The 20158-nt window shown below is 65.9% G+C and carries 24 protein-coding genes; 15 read left to right on the forward strand and 9 right to left on the reverse strand.

Annotated features, from left to right (window positions below):
• The first annotated feature begins 65 nt into the window (after positions 1-65).
• Complete coding sequence (locus MRY80_RS12385; RefSeq protein WP_293291331.1) at positions 66-335, forward strand: hypothetical protein; 270 nt, start codon at positions 66-68, stop codon at positions 333-335.
• Here MRY80_RS12385 and dprA read toward each other — a convergent pair.
• The 4 genes from dprA to MRY80_RS12405 are packed head-to-tail and all read right to left on the reverse strand — an operon-like array spanning position 297 to position 4367.
• Positions 297-1457 (reverse strand): DNA-processing protein DprA, encoded by a 1161-nt coding sequence (gene dprA, locus MRY80_RS12390; RefSeq protein ID WP_293291332.1) that lies wholly within the window; start codon positions 1455-1457, stop codon positions 297-299. The genes MRY80_RS12385 and dprA overlap by 39 nt on opposite strands.
• A 4-nt stretch (positions 1458-1461) precedes the next feature.
• Complete coding sequence (gene plsY / locus MRY80_RS12395; protein WP_293291333.1) at positions 1462-2070, reverse strand: glycerol-3-phosphate 1-O-acyltransferase PlsY; 609 nt, start codon at positions 2068-2070, stop codon at positions 1462-1464.
• 33 nt (positions 2071-2103) lie between these two features.
• On the reverse strand, positions 2104-3405 hold the full coding sequence (locus MRY80_RS12400; RefSeq protein ID WP_293291334.1) for a dihydroorotase: 1302 nt from the start codon (positions 3403-3405) through the stop codon (positions 2104-2106).
• The gene (locus tag MRY80_RS12405; protein ID WP_293291335.1) at positions 3402-4367 is read right to left on the reverse strand and encodes an aspartate carbamoyltransferase catalytic subunit; all 966 of its coding nucleotides are present in this window, start codon (positions 4365-4367) and stop codon (positions 3402-3404) included. The genes MRY80_RS12400 and MRY80_RS12405 overlap by 4 nt, the downstream gene beginning before the upstream one ends.
• A gap of 173 nt (positions 4368-4540) precedes the next feature.
• Here MRY80_RS12405 and MRY80_RS12410 point away from each other — a divergent pair, with 173 nt between their 5' ends.
• Entirely contained in the window at positions 4541-6157 is a 1617-nt protein-coding gene (locus MRY80_RS12410) for an EAL domain-containing protein (protein WP_293291336.1), read from the forward strand.
• 91 nt (positions 6158-6248) lie between these two features.
• On the forward strand, positions 6249-7880 hold the full coding sequence (locus tag MRY80_RS12415) for an acyl-CoA dehydrogenase family protein (RefSeq protein ID WP_293291337.1): 1632 nt from the start codon (positions 6249-6251) through the stop codon (positions 7878-7880).
• On the opposite strand, the gene MRY80_RS12420 is transcribed toward MRY80_RS12415, so the two are convergent.
• Entirely contained in the window at positions 7862-8800 is a 939-nt protein-coding gene (locus MRY80_RS12420; RefSeq protein ID WP_293291338.1) for an AEC family transporter, read from the reverse strand. The genes MRY80_RS12415 and MRY80_RS12420 overlap by 19 nt on opposite strands.
• A gap of 151 nt (positions 8801-8951) precedes the next feature.
• Between MRY80_RS12420 and MRY80_RS12425 the strand changes: the two genes are divergently transcribed.
• Both MRY80_RS12425 and MRY80_RS12430 read left to right on the forward strand, forming a co-directional pair.
• A complete protein-coding gene (locus MRY80_RS12425; RefSeq protein WP_293291339.1) occupies positions 8952-9512 on the forward strand; it encodes a hypothetical protein in 561 nt (186 codons plus the stop codon).
• Positions 9512-9853, forward strand: coding sequence for a DUF6105 family protein (locus MRY80_RS12430; RefSeq protein ID WP_293291340.1), 342 nt, complete (start codon positions 9512-9514; stop codon positions 9851-9853). The genes MRY80_RS12425 and MRY80_RS12430 overlap by 1 nt, the downstream gene beginning before the upstream one ends.
• Here the strand turns inward: MRY80_RS12430 and ruvX are convergent.
• A complete protein-coding gene (ruvX, locus tag MRY80_RS12435) occupies positions 9835-10305 on the reverse strand; it encodes a Holliday junction resolvase RuvX (RefSeq protein ID WP_293291414.1) in 471 nt (156 codons plus the stop codon). The genes MRY80_RS12430 and ruvX overlap by 19 nt on opposite strands.
• 78 nt (positions 10306-10383) lie before the next feature.
• Here ruvX and MRY80_RS12440 point away from each other — a divergent pair, with 78 nt between their 5' ends.
• The 6 genes from MRY80_RS12440 to gatA all read left to right on the forward strand — a co-directional run bounded on the left by MRY80_RS12440 (position 10384) and on the right by gatA (position 15535).
• Entirely contained in the window at positions 10384-11094 is a 711-nt protein-coding gene (locus tag MRY80_RS12440; RefSeq protein ID WP_293291341.1) for a metal-dependent hydrolase, read from the forward strand.
• Between the two features lie 100 nt (positions 11095-11194).
• Positions 11195-12694: a hypothetical protein gene (locus tag MRY80_RS12445; protein ID WP_293291342.1), complete on the forward strand. Its 1500-nt coding sequence runs from the start codon at positions 11195-11197 to the stop codon at positions 12692-12694.
• An 87-nt stretch (positions 12695-12781) separates the two neighbouring features.
• On the forward strand, positions 12782-13069 hold the full coding sequence (gene gatC, locus MRY80_RS12450) for an Asp-tRNA(Asn)/Glu-tRNA(Gln) amidotransferase subunit GatC (RefSeq protein ID WP_293291343.1): 288 nt from the start codon (positions 12782-12784) through the stop codon (positions 13067-13069).
• A gap of 3 nt (positions 13070-13072) precedes the next feature.
• On the forward strand, positions 13073-13537 hold the full coding sequence (locus MRY80_RS12455; RefSeq protein WP_293291344.1) for a GNAT family N-acetyltransferase: 465 nt from the start codon (positions 13073-13075) through the stop codon (positions 13535-13537).
• Complete coding sequence (locus MRY80_RS12460) at positions 13534-14037, forward strand: hypothetical protein (protein WP_293291345.1); 504 nt, start codon at positions 13534-13536, stop codon at positions 14035-14037. Before MRY80_RS12455 ends, MRY80_RS12460 begins: the two co-directional genes overlap by 4 nt.
• A gap of 16 nt (positions 14038-14053) precedes the next feature.
• A complete protein-coding gene (gatA, locus tag MRY80_RS12465; protein WP_293291346.1) occupies positions 14054-15535 on the forward strand; it encodes an Asp-tRNA(Asn)/Glu-tRNA(Gln) amidotransferase subunit GatA in 1482 nt (493 codons plus the stop codon).
• Positions 15536-15550: 15 nt separating this feature from the next.
• On the opposite strand, the gene MRY80_RS12470 is transcribed toward gatA, so the two are convergent.
• The gene (locus tag MRY80_RS12470) at positions 15551-16012 is read right to left on the reverse strand and encodes a hypothetical protein (protein WP_293291347.1); all 462 of its coding nucleotides are present in this window, start codon (positions 16010-16012) and stop codon (positions 15551-15553) included.
• Between the two features lie 167 nt (positions 16013-16179).
• Between MRY80_RS12470 and MRY80_RS12475 the strand changes: the two genes are divergently transcribed.
• Positions 16180-16455, forward strand: coding sequence for a hypothetical protein (locus tag MRY80_RS12475; protein ID WP_293291348.1), 276 nt, complete (start codon positions 16180-16182; stop codon positions 16453-16455).
• A gap of 30 nt (positions 16456-16485) precedes the next feature.
• Here the strand turns inward: MRY80_RS12475 and MRY80_RS12480 are convergent, their stop codons facing one another.
• The gene (locus tag MRY80_RS12480; RefSeq protein ID WP_293291349.1) at positions 16486-17067 is read right to left on the reverse strand and encodes a hypothetical protein; all 582 of its coding nucleotides are present in this window, start codon (positions 17065-17067) and stop codon (positions 16486-16488) included.
• Positions 17068-17200: 133 nt separating this feature from the next.
• Positions 17201-17488, reverse strand: coding sequence for a DUF6455 family protein (locus MRY80_RS12485; RefSeq protein ID WP_293291350.1), 288 nt, complete (start codon positions 17486-17488; stop codon positions 17201-17203).
• A 185-nt stretch (positions 17489-17673) separates the two neighbouring features.
• Here MRY80_RS12485 and MRY80_RS12490 point away from each other — a divergent pair, with 185 nt between their 5' ends.
• From MRY80_RS12490 to MRY80_RS12500, 3 genes are all read left to right on the forward strand, one after another.
• Positions 17674-17820 carry a hypothetical protein gene (locus MRY80_RS12490; protein WP_293291351.1) on the forward strand — a complete coding sequence of 49 codons (147 nt, stop codon included), beginning with the start codon at positions 17674-17676 and terminating at the stop codon, positions 17818-17820.
• Positions 17821-17968: 148 nt separating this feature from the next.
• On the forward strand, positions 17969-19468 hold the full coding sequence (gene gatB / locus MRY80_RS12495) for an Asp-tRNA(Asn)/Glu-tRNA(Gln) amidotransferase subunit GatB (RefSeq protein ID WP_293291352.1): 1500 nt from the start codon (positions 17969-17971) through the stop codon (positions 19466-19468).
• A 189-nt stretch (positions 19469-19657) separates the two neighbouring features.
• Positions 19658-20098 carry a GNAT family N-acetyltransferase gene (locus MRY80_RS12500; protein WP_293291353.1) on the forward strand — a complete coding sequence of 147 codons (441 nt, stop codon included), beginning with the start codon at positions 19658-19660 and terminating at the stop codon, positions 20096-20098.
• Positions 20099-20158 lie beyond the last annotated feature (60 nt).

A 20158-nucleotide genomic window follows, 5' to 3' on the forward strand; every position in this document is an offset into this window, starting at 1 on the left:
TGATTTGATGCAATCAATGATAGTATTCCTACGCTAGGTCAATTGCGTCGGAACGGATTGTTTCGATGCAGATCGACGGTCCGCAGGCGGTTTCGGCCGCCGTCGCGCCCGTCCTTGCGCCAGGGGAAATCGGGGTGGCTGAAACCCGTCTGACAGATCAGGACCGGCTCGAATATGTCGGCAAGATGCTTGCGGAGCTGCGGCGCCTGGCGAATGCCGAGCGTCACCCGACGCTGACCTATTTCATCGACATGGCCTATCTGGAGGCGATGGACCTCGCCAACGAGAACGAACGGTCAGGACGCGGCGGGGACGAGCGAGACGCGGTTGCCTGAGTGGCGCTCGATGCGTTTCGCCAGGTCGAGCTCCAGAATGGCGAGGAACACCTGCGCCGGCGCGATGCCGCTATGGGCGATGATGTCGTCCACATCGACGGGCGTCGGTCCGAGTAATGACAGGATGCGCGCGCGCTGATCGTCGTCGGGCGGCAGCGACAATGTCTCTTCGGGCTCGAACAGGGCATATTGACGCGGTGGCGGCGTGACGGCGTCGCCGCCGAGCGGTTTCAGGGCCGAGATGACGTCCTCCGCCGATGTCGTGACGATCGCGCCGTCCTTCAGAAGCATGTTGGCGCCTTCGGCGCGCGGATCGAGCGGCGATCCGGGAACGGCGAAGACCAGCCGGCCCAATTCGCCGGCCAGCCGCGCCGAGATCAGCGAGCCGGAGCGCAACGCCGCCTCCACGACGACCAGGCCGAGCGCCAGCGCGGCGATGATGCGGTTGCGGCGCGGAAAATCGCGCGCCCGCGGTTCCCAGCCGAAGGGCATTTCGGTGATCGACGCGCCGGGGCCGTCCTCGATGGCCGCCAGCAGCTCCACATTCTCGGGCGGGTAGGGGCGGTCGACGCCGCCTGCCAGCACCGCGATCGTGCCGGTTTGAAGCGCTGCCTCATGGGCGGCGCGGTCGATGCCGCGCGCGAGCCCGGAGACGACGGCGAAGCCGGCCTGGCCGAGATCGCGCCCGATGCGGCCTGTCATCTTGATGCCGGTCAGCGAGGCGTTGCGCGCGCCGACGATCGCGGCGCAATTGCGCTGGAAGATCTGAGCGTCGCCCTTGATCGTCACCAGCGGCGGGGCGAGGTCGGTCATGCGCAGCATCGGCGGATAGTCCGGCTCTCCGAAACCGACGAGGCGCGCGCGGTGCCGCTCGATCGCCTCCAGTTCGCGTTCGGCCACATCGGAGCCGGCGATGCGCACCGATTTCAGCGTGCCGCCGCGCCTGGTCAGTTCGGGCAGCATTTCCAGCGCCATCTCCGCCGAGCCGCAATGGGCGATCAGGTCGCGGAAGGTGGCCGGGCCGATATTGTCGGAGCGGTAGAGGCGCAACCATGCGAGGCGTTGCCGGTCGGAGAGGACGAAGCGGACGGGCTTGCCGGCGTTCTCGTCCGCTCTCGCCATGAGTTCAGCCCTTGCCGCCGATCTTGCTTTCCTGGCCGGCAAGCAGCCGCGATATGTTCGCGCGGTGCTTCCAGAAGACGAGAGCGGTCAGCACGCAATAGAGAAGGCCGAGCTTGGTGAGGCCGATGAAGAACAGCGCCAGCGTCGTCACCAAGCTGGCGGTCAGCGCGGCCAGCGAGGAATAGCGAAACAGCGCCGCCATCGCGATCCAGGTGACGGCGAAGGGGGCCAGAACGTGCCAGGAATAGCCGAGCGAGATGCCGGCGAAGGTGGCGACGCCCTTGCCGCCCCTGAATTTCAGCCAGACGGGGTAGAGATGACCCAGAAAGGCGCCGAGCCCGGCCAGGATCGCCGCGTCGAGGCCGAGGAAGTGCCGGGCCAGAAGAACCGGCACCATGCCCTTCAGCGCGTCCAGCACCAGCGTCAGGACGGCGAGGCCCTTGTTGCCGGTGCGCAGCACGTTGGTGGCGCCGATATTGCCCGATCCGATGGAGCGGATGTCGCCGAGGCCGGCCATCTGCGTCAGCAGCAGGCCATAGGGAACGGAGCCTGAGAGATAGCCGATGATCAGCGCGAGCCCGAGCGCGACCGGTGACGTGTCGCCAATATCCATGATGCGCCCCTCCCGAAACCCTGATGGAAGGCTTTATGCGTCGTAAACGCTGGTGCCCGCAACCACCGTTTGCATCACGCGACCGGTGAAGCGCGCGCCGTCGAACGCCGTGTTCTTCGAGCGGGAATGGAGGTGTTCCGCGTCGAGCACCCAGGGCGCGTCGAGGTCGAGCACCACGAAATCGGCGGGTGCGCCCGGCTTCAGCGTGCCGGCGTCGATCCCGATCAGCTTCGCGGGCGCGGTCGACATGGCCTCGATCAGGCGCGAGAGCGACACGTCGCCACTGTGGACGAGGCGCAGGCCGGCCGAGAGCAGTGTTTCGAGCCCGACCGCGCCGTCGGCGGCCTCGGAGAAGGGCAGGCGCTTGGTATCGACGTCCTGCGGGTCGTGCGAGGAGACGATCAGGTCGATCGTGCCGTCCTTCAGCGCTTCCACCATGGCCAGCCGGTCGTCCTCGTGGCGCAGCGGCGGCGACAGCTTGAAGAAGGTGCGGTATTCGCCGATGTCGTTTTCGTTGAGCGACAGATGGTTGATCGACACGCCCGCCGAGACCTTCAGGCCCTTGTCCTTGGCGGCGCGGATCGCGTCGGCCGACATCTCGGTGGAGATCTTGGCGGCGTGATAATCGACGCCGGTCAGCGCGGCGAGGCGCAGGTCGCGCTCCAGCGGCAGCACTTCCGCTTCGCGCGGGATGCCGGAGAAGCCGAGCCAGCTTGCGAACAGGCCCGAGTTCATGATGCCGCCGGCCGACAGGTCCGCGTCGCGGGTCTCGTGGGCGATCACCGCGCCGAAATCGCGGGCGTAGCGCATGGCGTTGCGCATCACCGCGGCGTTGGCAATGGTCTGGCGGCCGTCGGTGAACATGACGGCGCCGGCGTCGAGCAGCAGGCCGATCTCGCTCATCTCGCCGCCGCGCAGGCCCTTGGTGATGGCCGCGGCGGGATAGATGCGGGTTCTGGCGGTCTCGCGCGCGGTGCGCAGCACGAATTCCACCAGGGCGACGTCGTCGATCACCGGGTCGGTGTCCGGCATCATGACGAGCGACGTCACGCCGCCGGCGGCGGCCGCGGCGCTGGCCGAGGCGATCGTCTCGCGGTGTTCCGCGCCCGGTTCGCCGATGAAGACGCGGGTATCGACCAGTCCCGGCACGATCGTCCGTCCGGCGCAATCGTGACGTGTCGCACCGTCCGGCGCGCCCTGGTTGGCGGCTGCCGCGCCGGCATCGGCGATCTTGCCGTCGATGACGACGAGCGCCCCCATCTCGTCGATCCCGCGCGAGGGGTCGACGATGCGGGCGTTGGCGTAGACGGCTGCGCCTTCCTGCGGCGTCTTCATGAGACGGCCTCGTTTTCGTTCTTGCGCGGGTCAAGCAGGGCTTCCATCACCGCCATGCGGACCGCGACGCCCATCTCGACCTGTTCCTCGATCACGCTTTGCGGGCCGTCGGCGATGTCGGAGGCGATTTCCACGCCGCGGTTCATCGGGCCGGGATGCATCACCAGCGCGTCGGGCCTGGCCAGCGCCAGCTTGGCGGCGTCGAGACCGTAGTGGCGGAAATATTCGCGCACCGACGGCACCATCGCCTGCGCCATGCGCTCGCGCTGCAGGCGCAGCATCATGACGACGTCGGCGCCGGCGAGGCCGTCGCGCATCGAGGAGAAGACCTCGACGCCCATCTGTTCGATGGCGGTCGGCATCAGGGTGGACGGGCCGACCACGCGCACCCGCGCGCCCATCGTGTTCAGGAGAATGATGTTGGAGCGGGCGACGCGCGAATGCAGGACGTCGCCGCAGATCGCCACCGTCAGCCCGTCGATCCGGCCCTTGGCGCGCCGGATGGTCAGCGCGTCAAGCAGCGCCTGGGTCGGGTGTTCATGCGCGCCGTCGCCGGCATTGACCACCGAACAGCCGACCTTGCGGGCGAGGAGCGCCGCGGCGCCCGCGGCCGAATGGCGGATGATCAGGATGTCGGGGCGCATGGCGTTCAGCGTCATCGCCGTGTCGATCAGCGTCTCGCCCTTCTTCACCGAGGACGAGGCGACCGCCATGTTCATGACGTCCGCGCCAAGCCGCTTGCCGGCGAGTTCGAAGGAGGACTGGGTGCGCGTCGACGCCTCGAAGAACAGGTTGATCTGCGTGCGCCCGCGCAGGGCGGACTTCTTCTTCTCGGCCTGGCGCGACACCTCCACATCGGTGTCGGCACGGTCGAGCAGCGTCTGGATGTCTGGATAGGAAAGGCCCGCCATGCCGAGGAGATGGCGGTGGGGGAAAATCGGAAAGGCGGAATCTGCGCTCATCAAGGCCTTGCTCTAGGAGCTAATCGCGCCGCCCGCAAGTCGGCATGGCTTCGGCCTTCGCGCCGTCCACAATCTCGGAGGATTTTCGCCTTCACGGTTAAAACTGTCTTAGCGCGCTCTTAACTCGGGCTCGTGCAATCTCGCAGGTCACGCATGCCTGAACGGAATCACGAATGTTCGATCGCGACAATCACACCATGTGGTGGCCCTACATCGCCATCCTCGCGCTTACCGCGATCCTTGGAGTCATCCTCGTCGATCTCGACACGTTCGAATCCATGTACGACTACACGCGCGCGCATGAGGACTGGGAACTCGACGAGTACATCTCGATCGCGCTGGCGTCGGTGTTCGGGCTCATCGCGGCGCTGGTCGTTCGTTCCGTGCAATTGCGGGAGCAGATAAGCCGGCGCAAGACGCTGGAGGCCGAGGCCTATGCGATGGCGCGGCACGACGCGCTGACGGGCCTGCCGAACCGCCGCTTTTTCGGCGAACGCGCCGACGCGATGCTGAAGGAGGCGGCTGCGGCGAAACACTGCGTCGCGGTCCTGGCGCTCGATCTGGACCGCTTCAAGCCCGTCAACGACATCTATGGTCATGCCATCGGCGACCGCGTTCTCCAGATCGTGTCCGACAGGATGCAGGCGGAACTGCCCGAAGGCGCGATCGCCAGCCGGATGGGCGGCGACGAGTTCACCGTGCTCATTCCCGTCAGCGACACGTCGGTGGTGACGGACACCCCGCCCATGCTGGAACGCGTCGCGCGGCGGATCTGCCTCCGCATCGCCGAGCCGATCCAGGCCGGCGCGCACGAACTCAACGTGACGACGAGCATCGGCATCGCGCTGTTTCCCACCGACGGTGAGAACTTCCACACGCTGCATTCCAATGCGGACATGGCGATGTACGCGGCAAAGGCGGCCGGGCGGAACACCTTCACCTATTTCGAGCCGAGGCTCGGCGAAGAGCATCGCAAGCGCCACGAACTGGAGACCGAACTCGGCGACGCGATCGCTGAGGGGCAGATCGTGCCCTACCTGCAGCCGGTCTTCGATCTCGCCTCCGGCGAGCTCACCGGCTTCGAAATCCTCGCGCGCTGGCACCATCCGAAGCGGGGCGTGCTGCTGCCGGACGAGTTCATCGCGATGGCCGAGGACAGCGGCCGGATTTCCGCACTGTCCGATTCCGTCCTGCGCCAGGCCTGCAAGGCGGTGGCGGGCTGGCGGCCGCCGATGCGCTTTTCCTTCAACCTGTCGCCGGTGCAGTTCCGCGAACCGCGGCTGGTGGAGAGGATCGTCGCGGCTCTGGAGGAAACCGGCATGCCGCGCGGGTCCCTCGAGATCGAGATCACCGAGGCGGTCTTCATCGATGATGACGTGCGGGCGCGCGAGGTCATCGAAGCCCTTCGCGCCCACGACATCGCGGTCGTGCTGGACGATTTCGGCAAGGGCTATTCCAGCCTGTCCTATTTGAGCCGTTTCGAGATCGACAAGCTGAAGATCGACCACGCCTTCATTGCGGGCCGCCACGCCGACGCGCGCAACGAGAAGATCGTGAATTCCATCATCCAGCTCGGCCGGAGCCTCGGCATACAAACGACCGCCGAAGGCGTCGAACAGCCGGACGACGCGTCGTGGCTTGCCGAACGCGGCTGCCTCTTCGGACAGGGCTACTACTATTCGGGCCCGATGCCGCTTCTGTCGGCGATGCAATTCTTCGAAGGCCATAAGCAGGGTGCCTCGGAGGGCGGAGGGCCGAAGGGTCCGACGGCCGTCGTTCGAAACGGCTGATCGGCGGGCGCCGATCAGAGCCGGCTTGACACATGTTCCCTGTGAATTGTTGTTAGGTTGAGCGAATCAACGCGAACCCGGGACGACTTTCGTGACCCCCACCCACTCCGTGACCAACCAGGCGCCGCCGCTGGCCGGCAACGCCTTTCGCGACGATCCGCTGTTGCTGCAACTGGCCGCCGGCAGCACGGAAGCGCAATTGCGCGAGTGGCAGCAGATCGGCGCCTATGTGCGCTCCGGCGAGGCGCTGGATCTCGCCCGGCTCGCCAACACGGTGACGCCGCGGCTCCTGTCGCATGACCGCTATGGCCGCCGCTCCGACCGCATCGAATTCCACCCCGCCTATCACGCGCTGATGCGCCGTTCTTCCGGCTGGGGGCTGAACGGGTCCATCTGGGAGCCGAAGGACAAGGGCGCGCCGCCCGGCCATCTGAAACGCGCCATCAGCTTTTACATGGTCTCTGGCCTGGAGAGCGGGCATCTCTGCCCGATGACCATGACCAATGCCTCGGTCGCCGCGATCATGGCGTCGCCGGACCTGGCGCGCGAATGGGCGCCGCGCATCGTCTCGCGCAAATATGATTCGTCGAACAAGGTGCCCGGGCGCAAGGCCGGCCTGACGATCGGCATGGGCATGACCGAGAAGCAGGGCGGCACGGATGTGCGCGCCAACACGACGGAAGCGGTGCCCGAGGCGCGGGGGCGTTACCGGCTGACCGGGCACAAATGGTTCATGTCCGCGCCGGCGAGCGACGGATTTCTGGTGCTGGCGCAGGCGCAACGCGGCCTGTCGTGCTTCCTGGTTCCGCGGATGCTCTCCGACGACCAGGCGAACGGCATCGCGTTCATGCGGCTGAAGGACAAGCTGGGCAATCGTTCCAATGCGTCCGCGGAGGCCGAGTTCCATGCCGCGACGGGCTTCCTGCTCGGCGAGGAGGGCGAGGGTGTTCGCACCATCCTGGAGATGGTGACGCTGACTCGGCTCGATTGCGCCGTGGCGTCCGCCGGCCTCATGCGCGCCTCGCTTGCCGAGGCGGTGCATCATGCCCGGCACCGGTCCGTCGGCGGCTCGCGGCTGACCGACAAGCCTTTGATGGTGCGCGTTCTCGCGGACATGGCGGTCGACACCGCGGCTGCGACCGCGCTCGTCATGCGGCTCGCCTATGCCTACGACCACCTGCAGTCCGACGAGTTCGAGGCGGCCTATGCGCGCGCCATGACGCCGGTCGTCAAATACTGGGTGTGCAAGGTCGCGCCGCCGATGATCGCCGAGGCGATGGAGTGTCTCGGCGGCAATGGCTACACCGAGGATTTCCCGCTGGCGCGCCACTACCGCGAGGCGCCCGTCAATTCGATCTGGGAAGGCTCGGGCAATGTCATGGCGCTCGACCTGCTGCGCGTCCTGAAGCACTCGCCGCAATCCTATGACTGGATCCTGGAAAACACGGCGCGGCTGCTCGGCCGTCGCGGTCCGGGTACGCTGGACGTGCTGCATGCGGCCTTCGACCTGGCGCGCAGCGACGAGGGCGCGGCGCGAATCGTCGTCGAACAGCTGGCGCTCGCCGCTGCTGCCGCCGAACTCTACCGCCTCGGCGCGGGACGGCTCGCAGACGCCTTCGCCGAAACCCGCCTCGGCGGGGCATGGCGGTCGAGCTACGGCATGCTGGACGGCCGCTTCGACGCGGGGAACCTGCTCGAAGCGCTCTATCCGCCCGAGAGCTGATTGGCGATCGCGAGAACGGCAGGGATCGTGAGGAAGGCCGCCGCGGTCTGCACCGTGACGATCGCCGCGTAGAGTTCGGCGTCGCCGCCCATCTGGCGCGCCAGGACATAGCCGTTCATGGCCGTCGGCACGGCCGCGCACAGCGCCAGATAGGAAATCTGATCGCCCTGCAAGCCAAGCGCCAGCGCCAGCGCCAGGACGAGTGCCGGATAGAGGATCAGCTTCGCGGCCGTGGCCAGCACGAGAGCCGCGTTCGGCCTCAAGACGTTTCGCGGTTTCAATCCGGCGCCGATCGACAAGAGGCCCATTCCGAGCGCGGCGCGGGCCACGAGGTCGAGCATCTGCATCAAGGGTTCGGGCAGGGTGAACGGCAGGGCGCGCACCACCAGCGCCGAGCCGGTGGCCAGGACCATCGGATTGATGGCGATCTTGCGCAGGACCGCGCCGAAATTGGGATCCTTGCCGGCAAACCACGAGACGACGGCAACCGCCTCGATATTCACCGGAATGATCAGGAACGCCATGACGAGCGCGACCATCGCCGCGCCTTCCGGCGGGAACAGCCGTTCGGCGACCGCGAAGGCCATGAAGCCGTTCCAGCGCACGGTCGCCTGGAACACGGAGGAGAAGCCCGGTCGGCTGATCTTCGACGTCGCGCGCAGCAGGGGCCAGGCTAGCAGCACGCCGACGACCGACACGAGATTCGCGCCGCCAAGCGCGATGGCGACCGAATCAAGCGTCAGGGCGGAGAAATCCGCGCGCATGATCGTCACGAAGAGCAGCGCCGGGTAGAGAACGTAGTAGCCCAGCGTGTCCATGCCGCGCCAGAAATCGGCGGTGAACAGCGGGACGTGCCGCAAGCCCTGACCGGACAGGATCAGCAGGAAAATCGGCAGAATGGCATTGAAAACTGGGATCATCGGGGAGGCTTCGAGGGGGCGGGAGGCCCACTCATGCAGCATGCGCAGGCGTCGGGCAAGCGCCTGTGAATAGCCGTTAACCTTAACAAAGGGTATACGTTGCGACCTCATTGCGCGCGATCGATACTTCAGTGGACGAAACGGGGGCGACATGCGGCGTATTCTTCTCGGCAGCATTCTTTTCAGTTGGATCGCCTTCCTGGTGGCCGTGGTGACGCGCGGCTGGGGTGCGGCCGGTCACGGCCTTCTCTATGAAATGCAGGCGGTGCTGATCGACGTGCCCGGACTGGCGGGCGACTTCGCGGTCGGGCGCGCCATCCTGACGGCGATCATCGTCGTGACGCTGACCGCGGTTCTCTGGGCCCTGATGATCGCCGTGGCGACCGACGAGGAGGAGCGTCGCGAGCGCGTCCTGTCGCTGGGCGCCGCTTTCGCCTGGGTTCTGCTGGCCGCCGGGTTCGGCATGCTCGCCGCGACCTTCATCGGCGTGCCGCAGGCGGTGCCGCTGTTTCTCGCGATCAAGCTTTCGACGCTGGTGACGCTGCTGGCGGCCGGGGGTGTCGAACTGGCCTGGACGACGACGAGGGACGAATCGCTGCCGGTGATCGAACCGCGTGATTCCGCCGGTCACCTGGCGCGGCAGATGGCGAGTTTCAGCGCCCGCCTCGCTGCGATGGGCACGCCCGCCAACGACTACCGGGAGCCACGCTGATGCGGTATCTCTTCTGGCTGTGGTTCATGCCGCTGGCGCTTTTCTGGGGCTGGTTCGGCCTGTCCTATTACGACGTGAATTTCGGGCTGACGGTTTTCAGCCGCGACCTGCATGACCTGGTTTTCCACATCTACGGTTCGCTGCTCGGCATCGACCCGGCGCGGATCCCGGTCCTGTTCCTGCGGGCCTGCATCTTCGACACCGGGCTGATCTTCGCCATCGTGGCGTTCCGCAAGCGCCGCGAAATCCGGCGTTGGTGGGCTGCCCGCAAGGCGGCGCCGGACGGCGCCATGCGCGTCGAGAGCGGTGAAACGGTTCCGGCTCAGCTTCCGGCCGAATAGAGCCGGTCGAGCGCTCCCTGCAAAATGAAGGCGGCTGCCGCCGAATCGATCCGCTCGGCGCGCCGTGCGCGCGAGACGTCCTGTTCGAGCAGAGACCGCTCGGCGGCGACCGTGGACAGACGCTCGTCCCAGAAGGCGATTGGCAGGTCGGTCTTCGTCGACAGGTTGCGGGCAAACGCCCGTGTCGCCTGGGCGCGGGGGCCTTCGCTGCCGTCCATGTTGAGCGGCAGGCCGAGCACGATCGCGCCGGCATTCTCCTTGTCCAGCAGCGCCAGCAAGGCGGTTGCGTCGGCGGTGAATTTCGTGCGCCGGATCACCGGCCGCGGGGTGGCAAGCGTCAGGCCGCGATCGCTGATCGCCACGCCGATGGTTTTCGTACCCAGATCGAGGCCGGCGACGACTTGACCCGGTTTCACCGTTTCGGCGATGTCTTCAATGGTGATTTCCGCCATGATCGTGTCAATCGTCCGCGTCATTGTTGGGGTGGTCGTTTACAGCGGTTCTGACATCATTTCGAGGAGACATTTGCGATGAAGCTCACCTGGTACGGACATTCCGCATTTCGCGTCGAGACGGGCGACGCCCAGATCCTGATCGACCCGTTCCTGTCGGACAACCCGAAATGGGACGGCGGCTGGGAGGAGGTCGCCGAGGGTGTGACCCATGTGCTCCTGACCCACGGCCATGACGACCATATCGGCGACGCGGCCGCCATCCTGAAGCAGGCGGGCGCGATGCTCGTCGCGAATTTCGAGATCTGCATGTATCTCGTCGGCCAGGGCGTGGACGGCAGCAAGATCAATCCCGGCAATCATGGCGGGACGGTCGATTGCGGCGGCTTCACCACCAGCTTCGTGCGCGCCGACCACTCGTCGTCGACCCAGATCGGCGAGGGCAGGAACCTCTATATGGGCAATCCCGCCGGGCTGATCCTGCATTTCCCCGACGCGCCGTCGCTCTACCATATGGGCGACACCGACATTTTCGGCGACATGGCGCTGATCCAGGAGCTGCACCAGCCGCAGATCGGCATCGTTCCGATCGGCGACCGGTTCACCATGGGCGGCGCGGTGGCGGCGATCGCATGCCGGCGCTATTTCAACTTCAAGACGATCATTCCGTGCCACTACGCGACCTTCCCGCTGGTCGATCCGACCGCCGAGACTTTCATCGCGGCGATGGAAGAGGACGGCAAGTCGGTCACCGTGCCGGAGGTCGGCAAGGCGATCGAGCTGTCCTGACGCAAGAGTTCCTGCCCGGCCGGGAAGGCTTCACGCGCTGACATCTGCCTGTTACGCAACGTTATCACAGTTGCGGACAGTTCTTGATCGGGAGGCAGGCATGTCGGGCAGGACAATTTCGGTTTGTGCATTGGCGATACTCGCCCTGGCAGTGTCCGGGCACGCGCAGGAGAGTGTCGCCGTCGACAACGACATGCCGGAATGCCCCGCCTTCGATGATCTGCAGCGCCATTACGACGAAGTTTTCGGCCGGACGGCGCAGGAGGCGGCGGCGAGAGAGCAGGGCGGCGTCGCCGTCCATTTCATCTACGACGCGTCCGGCTCGATGGCAGCGCGGATCGGCGGAGCCGCGAAGATCGACATCGCCCGCTCGGCTCTTGCCGATGCGCTCGCCAAGCTGGACGGCACCGACGCGCTGGTCGGATTGCGCGCCTACGGCTTCGACACGACCGTGGAGAAGACGCCCGAGGCGTCCTGCCCCAACACGGCGCTGATCGGCGGGTTTGCCGTGCGCAAGGGTAGGGAGCTGGCGGCGTTGGCCGGCGGGCTGCCCCCTTACGGCTACACGCCGATTGCGAAAAGCCTTGCCGAGGCGGGCAACGACCTCGCGGGCGCGGCCGTGACCACCTATGTGGTCGGCTTCGACCTCGACGCAGACCAGCGCGCGCAGATGGAAGCGATCGCGGGCGCGGGCGGCGGCGCCTATTTCGACGCGGCCGACGCCTCCGGACTGGCCTCCGCTCTGGATGCGGCGCTTGCGGTCACCTATCGCAAGATCGAGCGCCGCGTCGAGAAGTGCGACAACCCGGCGGCCGGCGGCGAGACGCTCGAGACGGCGGTGCCGATCGAACCGGGCCTCTACACGCTCGGCGAGTTGCTCGCCGTGAAGGAACGGCGCTTCTACCGGGTGGCGGCGCAATCGGGGGACCTCGTCCGCGTGCGCGGCATGCTGCAATCCTGGCGCGCGGCGCCCGGTCCGAACGGCGAGGCGGTGGAACTGACCAGCGCGCTCGGCGCCTTCACGCTGTCGGCTTTCGACGAGGCTGGCCAGAGGGTCGGCAGCAGGCCGGCGCGCCAGCGCAACGTGCCCGGCAGCTCCGCGGTGCTGGAATATGCCGAGACGAGTGGCGACGGCTTCGTGCTCGCCGTGGGCGACGATTACGAGGTGGTGGCGCCGGACACGGTTTTCGCCATCGATCGGCTGGATGTTTCGGACGGCGCGCTTGGTCGCGATTCCTCGGCCGATCATCCGGCGGCGCTGGCCATCGACAGCCAGGCCACCGGCCATGTCGGTCATGACGATCTTGCGGATGTCTGGGAGGTCGCCCTGCCGCAACAGTCGGGCAGTTCCGAGGGATGGCTCGGCAGTGTCGCGGTGGCGCTTCAGCCCGCCGATGGCGAGCACCGCATGCGGGCACGTGTCGCGGGTGTCGGCAGTGACGGCAAGGTGGTCAATCTGCGCCCGGGCGACAACGGCGTTTTCCGCACCGAGGCAAACGGGAAACCGCTTGATCGTCTGCTCGTGACGGTGGAGACGCGGGAGCCGCGGCTTGCGTCGCGCCATTCGGCCTACACGCTCGCCGTCTACCGCGAGGACTGACCTGCGCCTGCAAGGTGCCGCGCGTGTTGCACAGCGCCAAGGGCGGGGCTATAGCGGGCGAATTCGAACCTTGTTCCGGAGCCCCGCATGTCCGTCGACCTCGCCACCGTCAAGCGCGTCGCCAAACTCGCCCGTATCGCCGTCACCGAAGAGGAAGCGGCGCGCATGGAAGGCGAGTTGAACACGATCCTTGGCTTCGTCGAGCAGTTGAACGAAGTCGACGTCGACGGCGTGGAGCCGATGACCTCGGTCACGCCGATGGACATGAAGAAGCGCGTCGACGCCGTCACAGACGGCGACAAGTCCGGTGACATCGTCGCCAACGCGCCCGCCACGGAAGACAACTTCTTCCTCGTGCCGAAGGTCGTGGAATAAGCAATGAAGATCGCACGCGAAACGCCGTTGCAGGATGACGTGCGCGCCATGGTCGCGGCGCTGAACGACTATCTGATCCCGCTTTCGCCGCGCGAATTCCAGTTCCAGTTGACCGTCGAGCAGATGGCCGGACCCGACACAGTGCTCTTCGTGGCGCGCGACGATGCGGGCAAGGCCGTCGGCATGGGCGCGCTGAAGGTGCATGACGAGACCTATGGCGAGGTCAAGCGCATGTTCACCGATCCGTCCGTGCGCGGCAGCGGCGTCGGCCGGCTGATCCTGAATGCCATCGAGGCGGAGGCGCGCGAGCGCGGGCTTGTCATGCTGCGTCTCGAAACCGGCTCGACTGAGGGGTTCGAACCGGCCTGGCGCATCTATGAGCGCGGCGGCTTTTCGCGCTGCGGCGCGTTCGCCGACTATCCTGATTCCGAATACAACGTGTTCTACGAAAAGGGACTGACGCCATGAAGACCGCCGCAAGAACTGTTGCCGCGTTCGCGGCCGTCAGCCTGATCGCCGGCTCGGCCCTCGCGCAGGACATGCCGAGCGTTCCGGATTTCCTGCAGGACGGCGCACGCTTCGCGCGTGACCTTTCGGCCTGCGCCGATGGCGGCGACGAAGGTCCGGACGGCGTGGAGAGAACGCTGCAGGTGACCGAGCAGGGGCTGTTCGGCTACGAGATCGGCTGCTCTTTCCTGCGCTTCCTTCCCGATGTCGATCGCGAGACCGGCGAGGCCTTCCTGTGGATCGCCACGGCGGCCTGCGGTGACGATTCCGGCATCAACCGGCCGGACAGCTTCGCGCTGATCTTCAACGACTTTTCCAACACGCTGACGGTTCAATCGCAGAACGAATATGTGGTTGCCGAGACGCTGTTTCACCTGCCGCAGACCGATGCAGCGGAGACCGACCCTTACGAAGCCGCCAGCTATCTGAGCGGCGAATACACCTTGTGCCCGAGATCCTGAGACCTGCCGAGACCCCATGACCGACCTGACCAGCTTCACCATTGCCGAGGCGCGCGAGAAACTGCGTGCCAAGGAGATCACCGCCACCGAGCTGACCGACGCCTATCTGGCCGCGATCGACGCCGCCAATGCCGAGTTGAACGCCTATGTCGCGGTGACCGCGGACAAGGCGCGCGCCATGGCCAAGGTGTCCGACGAGCGTCTGGGCAAGGGCGAGGGCGGCGCGCTGGAAGGCATCCCGCTCGGCGTGAAGGACCTCTACGCCACCGAGGGCGTGCACACGCAGGCCTGCAGCCACGTGCTTGACGGATTCGAGCCGCGCTACGAATCCACTGTCACGGCCAATCTCTGGGCTGACGGCGCGGTGATGCTCGGCAAGCTGAACATGGACGAGTTCGCGATGGGCTCCTCCAACGAGACCTCCTATTACGGCCCGGTCAAGAACCCGTGGCGGGCGAACGGCAGCAACAAGGACCTGGTGCCCGGCGGTTCCTCCGGCGGTTCGGCGACGGCCGTCTCCGCGCATCTCTGCGCCGCCGCGACGGCGTCCGACACCGGCGGCTCGATCCGCCAGCCGGCCGCCTTTACCGGCACGGTCGGCATCAAGCCGACCTATGGCCGCTGCTCGCGCTTCGGCATGGTCGCCTTCGCCTCGTCGCTCGACCAGGCAGGCCCGATCGCGCGAGACGTGCGCGACGCGGCGATCCTGCTGAAATCGATGGCCTCCGTCGATGACAAGGACACGACCTGTGTGGACGCGCCGGTGCCGGATTACGAGGCGGCGGTCGGACAGTCGGTCAAGGGCATGAAGATCGGCATTCCCGCCGAGTATCGCATGGACGGCATGCCCGAGGAGATCGAGGCGCTCTGGCAGCAGGGCATCGCCTGGCTGAAGGACGCCGGCGCCGAGATCGTCGACATCCACCTGCCGCACACCAAATACGCGCTGCCGGCCTATTACATCGTCGCGCCGGCGGAAGCCTCGTCCAACCTGGCGCGCTATGACGGCGTGCGCTACGGGCTGCGCGTGCCGGGCAAGGACATCGCCGACATGTATGAGAAGACCCGCGCCGAAGGCTTCGGCGACGAGATCAAGCGCCGCGTCATGATCGGCACCTATGTGCTGTCGGCCGGATATTACGACGCCTACTACCTGCGCGCCCAGAAGGTGCGGACGCTGATCAAGCGCGATTTCGAGATCGCCTTTGACGCCGGCGTCGACGCAATCCTGACGCCCGCGACCCCGTCGGCCGCCTTCGGCATCGCCGACCAGGACCTGCATGCCGATCCGGTCAAGATGTATCTGAACGACATTTTCACGGTGACGGTGAACATGGCCGGCCTGCCGGGCATCGCCGTTCCGGCCGGCCTCGATCATCAGGGCCTGCCGCTCGGCCTACAGCTCATCGGCAAGCCCTTCGACGAGGATACGCTGTTCCGCGCGGGCTACGCCATCGAACAGGCCGCCGGTCGGTTCACGCCGGAGAAATGGTGGTAGGAACCGGGCTACGCCTCAGATCGGGTGGCGCAGCAGGGCCGGCTTTTCCGGCCACGGGACGATGTCGCACTTGTTGAGAATGCGTTTGGCGACGGCCGTGATGTGATAGTTCACGTCGCGCGCCGCCGCTGGCGTGGCGTCCGGCCCCGGTCCGAGGGCCTTGATCGCCGTCTTCCGGTCCACGCCGCCAATGCCGGCCATCTGCTTGTCGAAGCATTCGCAGGAAAAGGTGACTTCGGAATTGGACAGGTAGCCGACGGCGCGGCTGCCGAAAGCCTGCGCGCAGGTCGCGTAATCGGCGCCGCGCTCGTAATAGTTTCCGTCGAAGTCGCGCATCGTGTCGCGCAGCTTGCCCTTCGCGCCGTCGATGACGACATCGACGCTGCCGAGCTTTCCCGTGGCGTGCAAATGCGACGCAGCGCCGCCCAGGCTGCCTGCGGCAAGAGCCGTTCCGACCAGGATGAGAGTGAAGCGCACCAACGAGTTCCTTTTCGCGCGATCATGGGCCGATCCCGTGAAGAAAACGTTGAATGCGAGCTGCAAAGGCTGAATTTTCATCTTTTTCGCGGGATGGCCCGCGCTTGGCGATGGTTGCCGGCCCCGATAGGCTCGGACGCGTGTCTCGAAACGAACGGGAGGGCCGCATGGCGGGTGATGTAAGATTGCTGGTGGAAGCGCTCGACCATTTGAAATCCGGCGGTTTGCGGATGGGCGCCGATTGGGAGCGCGCCCACGAGATCGCGCAGGCGCATGAAGGTGAGGCCGCGTTCGACTGGCTGCACGCGCTGTGCCATCGCATCGAGGGCGACGACTGGAACGCGGACTACTGGTATCGCCGTGCGGGCCGGGCGCGCCAGGATGGCACACTCGAGGCGGAATGGGCGCTCATGCGCGAGACCTTGACGGCGCCCGGCGAATGACGGGCCGTTGTCGCGCGGCGGGCCGACCCGTCACATGTCGACGATGTCGCAATGGGCAAACAGCATGCGGATGCGGAAATTCATGAGCATCGCGCGCATGGGATGGTTGTCGAGGAGGTCCTTGCCGCCGGCGGCGATGATCCTGTCGGCATTGCGCTGCAACTGGCCGGCAATGTCGCGGCTCTGTGACAGTCGCACGTTGCGCTCATGCGGGGACAGCCTGTTGTTCGACGAATAGGTCGTCCGGCTTTGAAGCTGCACGCCCCTGCGGGCGTGGACCTCGACGAGCTTCAGATAGATCATCGGCTTGCCCAGATCCCGGGAGAGCGTCGTCCACGTGCCGTAGGCATCGGCGAAACACCGGCAGGAATCGTTGCGGCGCGTCGGCGTCTTGCCGGTCATGACGGCGGAGAAATCGCGACGGCACAGGCGGTAGCCCTCGGTCCATGCCGGGCTGGGGCCGCTCTGCGTCCTCGAGCCGGGCTTCTCGCGAAACGCCATCAGCTGCGAGCCGGCCGATGACAGCGCGCCGGGATTGCGCTGGAGGTATCCGACACCGGCACCCGTGACGCCGGCGACGACGAGGATGGCGGCGATCGTCTTGACGGACATTGTGCGGCTCCAGCTGCTGGCGATCGGTGGCGGCGGGTTCGCGGGACAATCTATGCGCGAAACGTTAAGTTAGCGCAAAAGCTCGCTCGCCTTGGATGCCACCCTCAACCGTCGGGGCTCCGGTGCCGGAAGGTCAGGCGGGCTGCAGAACCGCTTCCGCCTCGACCTCGTGCTTCAGGCGCTCCAGCATGTCGTGGTTCTTGCAGAAATAGGGCGCTTCGGCGGGCGAATCATTGTCCGAGAGCCAGACCTGGCAGCTATCCTCGCGGCCGCAACCGGCGCAACGGCTCTGTGCGCGCTTCACGACGGCCTCGACCTGGGGCCTTGCGTCGAGCGCCTGGCGCAGGCCGAGCTTCTCGACCATGACGTGAAACAGCATGCCACGGCGCGGCGTCGCGAAGAAATGGCGGATGGACAGCATCGTTTTCCCCCTCGATTGATGTCTGGCCGCCATTTCTTCACGGATCGGGCGGGGCTGCCCTTGATCTGTGTCAACAAGGCGTCGCGCCGAACGCGGCCCGCTTTCGTCCGGCTCCCTTGTTCGCCGGAACGCGATGTCGGATAAGCTTGCACTTCGAAACGGATCGTCAAACGGAGACACACGGAATGAACCGCAACGCCCTCTACGCCGTCATAGCGCTTCTCGTCGCCGGGCTACTGGTGCTGGGCTATTTCCTCTATCAGGAACGCCAGCAGCCGGAAGGCATCAAGATCGAGATGGGCGAGAAGGGCATTTCGATCCAGACGAACTGATCGGAAAGCGGGCCGCACGCCCTCTGGCGGCCCGCAAAACCATGCCGCAAATGCCTTGAAAGACCGCGAAAAGCCAAAGCGTCTTGCAGGCACTTCTGCGTTGCACTAACGAACAGCCAAACGGATCAGCAAAGAAACACGTGCCACAATGACCATCGTCGATACCCGCACCCCCGACCCGAAACGCTTCGTCCCCGGCGCCACCGGCGACTGGGAGATCGTCATCGGCATGGAGGTCCACGCGCAGGTGGTTTCGCAGTCCAAGCTGTTCTCCGGCGCCTCGACCGAATTCGGCGCCGAGCCGAATGCCAACGTCTCGCTGGTCGATGCCGCCATGCCGGGCATGCTGCCGGTGATCAACCAGGAATGCGTGAAGCAGGCCGTGCGCACCGGCCTCGGCCTGAAGGCGCAGGTCAACAACAAGTCCGTCTTCGACCGCAAGAACTACTTCTATCCGGACCTGCCGCAGGGCTACCAGATTTCCCAGTTCAAGCAGCCGATCATCGGCGAGGGGCAGATCATCATTTCCGTCGGTCCCGACCGCAAGGGCGAGTTCGAGGATGTGGAGATCGGCATCGAGCGGCTGCACCTGGAGCAGGACGCCGGCAAGCTGATGCACGACCAGCATCCGACCATGACGCTGGTGGATCTGAACCGTTCCGGCGTGGCGCTGATGGAAATCGTGTCGAAACCCGACCTGCGGTCCTCCGACGAGGCCAAGGCCTATCTGACCAAGCTGCGCCAGATCCTGCGCTATCTCGGCACCTGCGACGGCAACATGGACGAGGGCTCCATGCGCGCGGATGTCAACGTTTCCGTGCGCAAGCCGGGCGGCGAATTCGGCACGCGCTGCGAGATCAAGAACGTCAACTCCATCCGCTTCGTCGGCCAGGCCATCGAATATGAGGCCCGCCGCCAGATCGCGATCCTGGAGGACGGCGGCGCGATCGACCAGGAGACGCGCCTGTTCGATCCGGGCAAGGGCGAGACGCGTTCCATGCGCTCCAAGGAAGAGGCGCACGACTATCGCTACTTCCCCGATCCGGACCTTTTGCCGCTGGAATTCGACGACGCCTTCGTCGCCGCGCTGGCAGCCGACCTGCCGGAACTGCCGGACGACAAGAAGGCGCGCTTCGTGTCGCTCGGCCTTTCGGCCTATGACGCGTCCATCCTCGTCTCCGAAAAGGCGATCGCCGACTATTTCGAGCAGGTTGCGGAAGGGCGCGACGCCAAGGCCGCGGCCAACTGGGTGATCAACGATCTGCTCGGCGCGCTCAACAAGGCCGGTCTGGGCATCGACGAAACGCCGGTCACCCCGGCGCAGCTCGGCGGCGTCATCGACCTGATCAAGGAAGGCACGATCTCCGGCAAGATCGCCAAGGACCTGTTCGAGATCGTCTGGAACGAGGGCGGCGACCCGGCAGCGATCGTCGAGGCCAAGGGCATGAAGCAGGTGACCGACACCGGCGCCATCGAGGCCGAGGTCGACAAGATCATCGCCGCCAATCCCGACAAGGTCGAGCAGGTCAAGGCGAAGCCGTCGCTGGCCGGCTGGTTCGTCGGGCAGGTGATGAAGGCCACCGGCGGCAAGGCCAACCCGCAGGCCGTGCAGGCGCTGGTGAAGTCGAAGCTCGGGGTCGAGGACTGACGCCGGGCCGGCCCGGCCAGCACCCGATAAGGCCCCGATTGCGCTTCGGCGCGGCAGACTGTTGCCATTCGCCCCTTGTCAACGCTTGGACGAATGTGGAATGGTCGCGTATCGCCGGAACCGGGGCCTTAATAAAAAGCGATGTGGATACGCACCGCGTCTTATGACGACCTTGAAACGATCAGCTCGATGCTGACCGAAACTTGGCACGATACCTACGATTCGATTTACGGTAAGGAGAAGGTCGCTGAACTGACAGCGGCCTGGCACTCTGTCGATGCGCTCAAGCAGCGCATGACCAAGCCGCGCTCCGAGTTCGTCGTCTGCGACGACGGCGCCGAAATATCGGGCATGGCCTTCGTCAGCCAGATCGACGCAGATACGTCGATGCTTCACCAGCTCTATGTGCGGCCAGCCGCGCAAGGGGCGGGCGTCGGCAAGAAATTGCTGATCGAGGTCGAGGCCTGTTTTCCCGACGTGCGGAAGATTCGCCTGGAAGTCGAGGAAGCCAATGATCGCGCGGTCGATTTCTACGGCCGCAACGGTTTCAAGAAGGCCGGCACCACGCCCGATTGTGGGGTGAAAGGCTCGGGCATTCCCGCCGTGATCATGGAAAAGGTGATCTGGTAGGTCGGACGCCTTTTTGCCGGCGCGGTTGCCGAAACGTTCGGCGATACCTAGATTCGGCCT

The organism is Oricola sp. (assembly GCF_022763245.1).
GTDB lineage: Bacteria > Pseudomonadota > Alphaproteobacteria > Rhizobiales > Rhizobiaceae > Oricola.

Excerpts from the sequence above, each read along its gene's own strand:
- MRY80_RS12500 (WP_293291353.1), top strand. The coding sequence starts at position 19,658 with ATGCTGACCGAAACTTGGCACGATACCTACGATTCGATTTACGGTAAG.
- MRY80_RS12420 (WP_293291338.1), bottom strand. The coding sequence starts at position 8,800 with ATGATCCCAGTTTTCAATGCCATTCTGCCGATTTTCCTGCTGATCCTG.
- MRY80_RS12385 (WP_293291331.1), top strand. The coding sequence starts at position 66 with ATGCAGATCGACGGTCCGCAGGCGGTTTCGGCCGCCGTCGCGCCCGTC.
- MRY80_RS12490 (WP_293291351.1), top strand. The coding sequence starts at position 17,674 with ATGAACCGCAACGCCCTCTACGCCGTCATAGCGCTTCTCGTCGCCGGG.
- MRY80_RS12410 (WP_293291336.1), top strand. The coding sequence starts at position 4,541 with ATGTTCGATCGCGACAATCACACCATGTGGTGGCCCTACATCGCCATC.
- MRY80_RS12425 (WP_293291339.1), top strand. The coding sequence starts at position 8,952 with ATGCGGCGTATTCTTCTCGGCAGCATTCTTTTCAGTTGGATCGCCTTC.
- MRY80_RS12480 (WP_293291349.1), bottom strand. The coding sequence starts at position 17,067 with ATGTCCGTCAAGACGATCGCCGCCATCCTCGTCGTCGCCGGCGTCACG.
- gatC (WP_293291343.1), top strand. The coding sequence starts at position 12,782 with ATGTCCGTCGACCTCGCCACCGTCAAGCGCGTCGCCAAACTCGCCCGT.
- MRY80_RS12430 (WP_293291340.1), top strand. The coding sequence starts at position 9,512 with ATGCGGTATCTCTTCTGGCTGTGGTTCATGCCGCTGGCGCTTTTCTGG.
- gatA (WP_293291346.1), top strand. The coding sequence starts at position 14,054 with ATGACCGACCTGACCAGCTTCACCATTGCCGAGGCGCGCGAGAAACTG.
- ruvX (WP_293291414.1), bottom strand. The coding sequence starts at position 10,305 with ATGGCGGAAATCACCATTGAAGACATCGCCGAAACGGTGAAACCGGGT.
- MRY80_RS12485 (WP_293291350.1), bottom strand. The coding sequence starts at position 17,488 with ATGCTGTCCATCCGCCATTTCTTCGCGACGCCGCGCCGTGGCATGCTG.
- MRY80_RS12440 (WP_293291341.1), top strand. The coding sequence starts at position 10,384 with ATGAAGCTCACCTGGTACGGACATTCCGCATTTCGCGTCGAGACGGGC.
- MRY80_RS12455 (WP_293291344.1), top strand. The coding sequence starts at position 13,073 with ATGAAGATCGCACGCGAAACGCCGTTGCAGGATGACGTGCGCGCCATG.
- MRY80_RS12400 (WP_293291334.1), bottom strand. The coding sequence starts at position 3,405 with ATGAAGACGCCGCAGGAAGGCGCAGCCGTCTACGCCAACGCCCGCATC.
- MRY80_RS12475 (WP_293291348.1), top strand. The coding sequence starts at position 16,180 with ATGGCGGGTGATGTAAGATTGCTGGTGGAAGCGCTCGACCATTTGAAA.
- MRY80_RS12445 (WP_293291342.1), top strand. The coding sequence starts at position 11,195 with ATGTCGGGCAGGACAATTTCGGTTTGTGCATTGGCGATACTCGCCCTG.
- MRY80_RS12460 (WP_293291345.1), top strand. The coding sequence starts at position 13,534 with ATGAAGACCGCCGCAAGAACTGTTGCCGCGTTCGCGGCCGTCAGCCTG.
- gatB (WP_293291352.1), top strand. The coding sequence starts at position 17,969 with ATGACCATCGTCGATACCCGCACCCCCGACCCGAAACGCTTCGTCCCC.
- dprA (WP_293291332.1), bottom strand. The coding sequence starts at position 1,457 with ATGGCGAGAGCGGACGAGAACGCCGGCAAGCCCGTCCGCTTCGTCCTC.
- plsY (WP_293291333.1), bottom strand. The coding sequence starts at position 2,070 with ATGGATATTGGCGACACGTCACCGGTCGCGCTCGGGCTCGCGCTGATC.
- MRY80_RS12405 (WP_293291335.1), bottom strand. The coding sequence starts at position 4,367 with ATGAGCGCAGATTCCGCCTTTCCGATTTTCCCCCACCGCCATCTCCTC.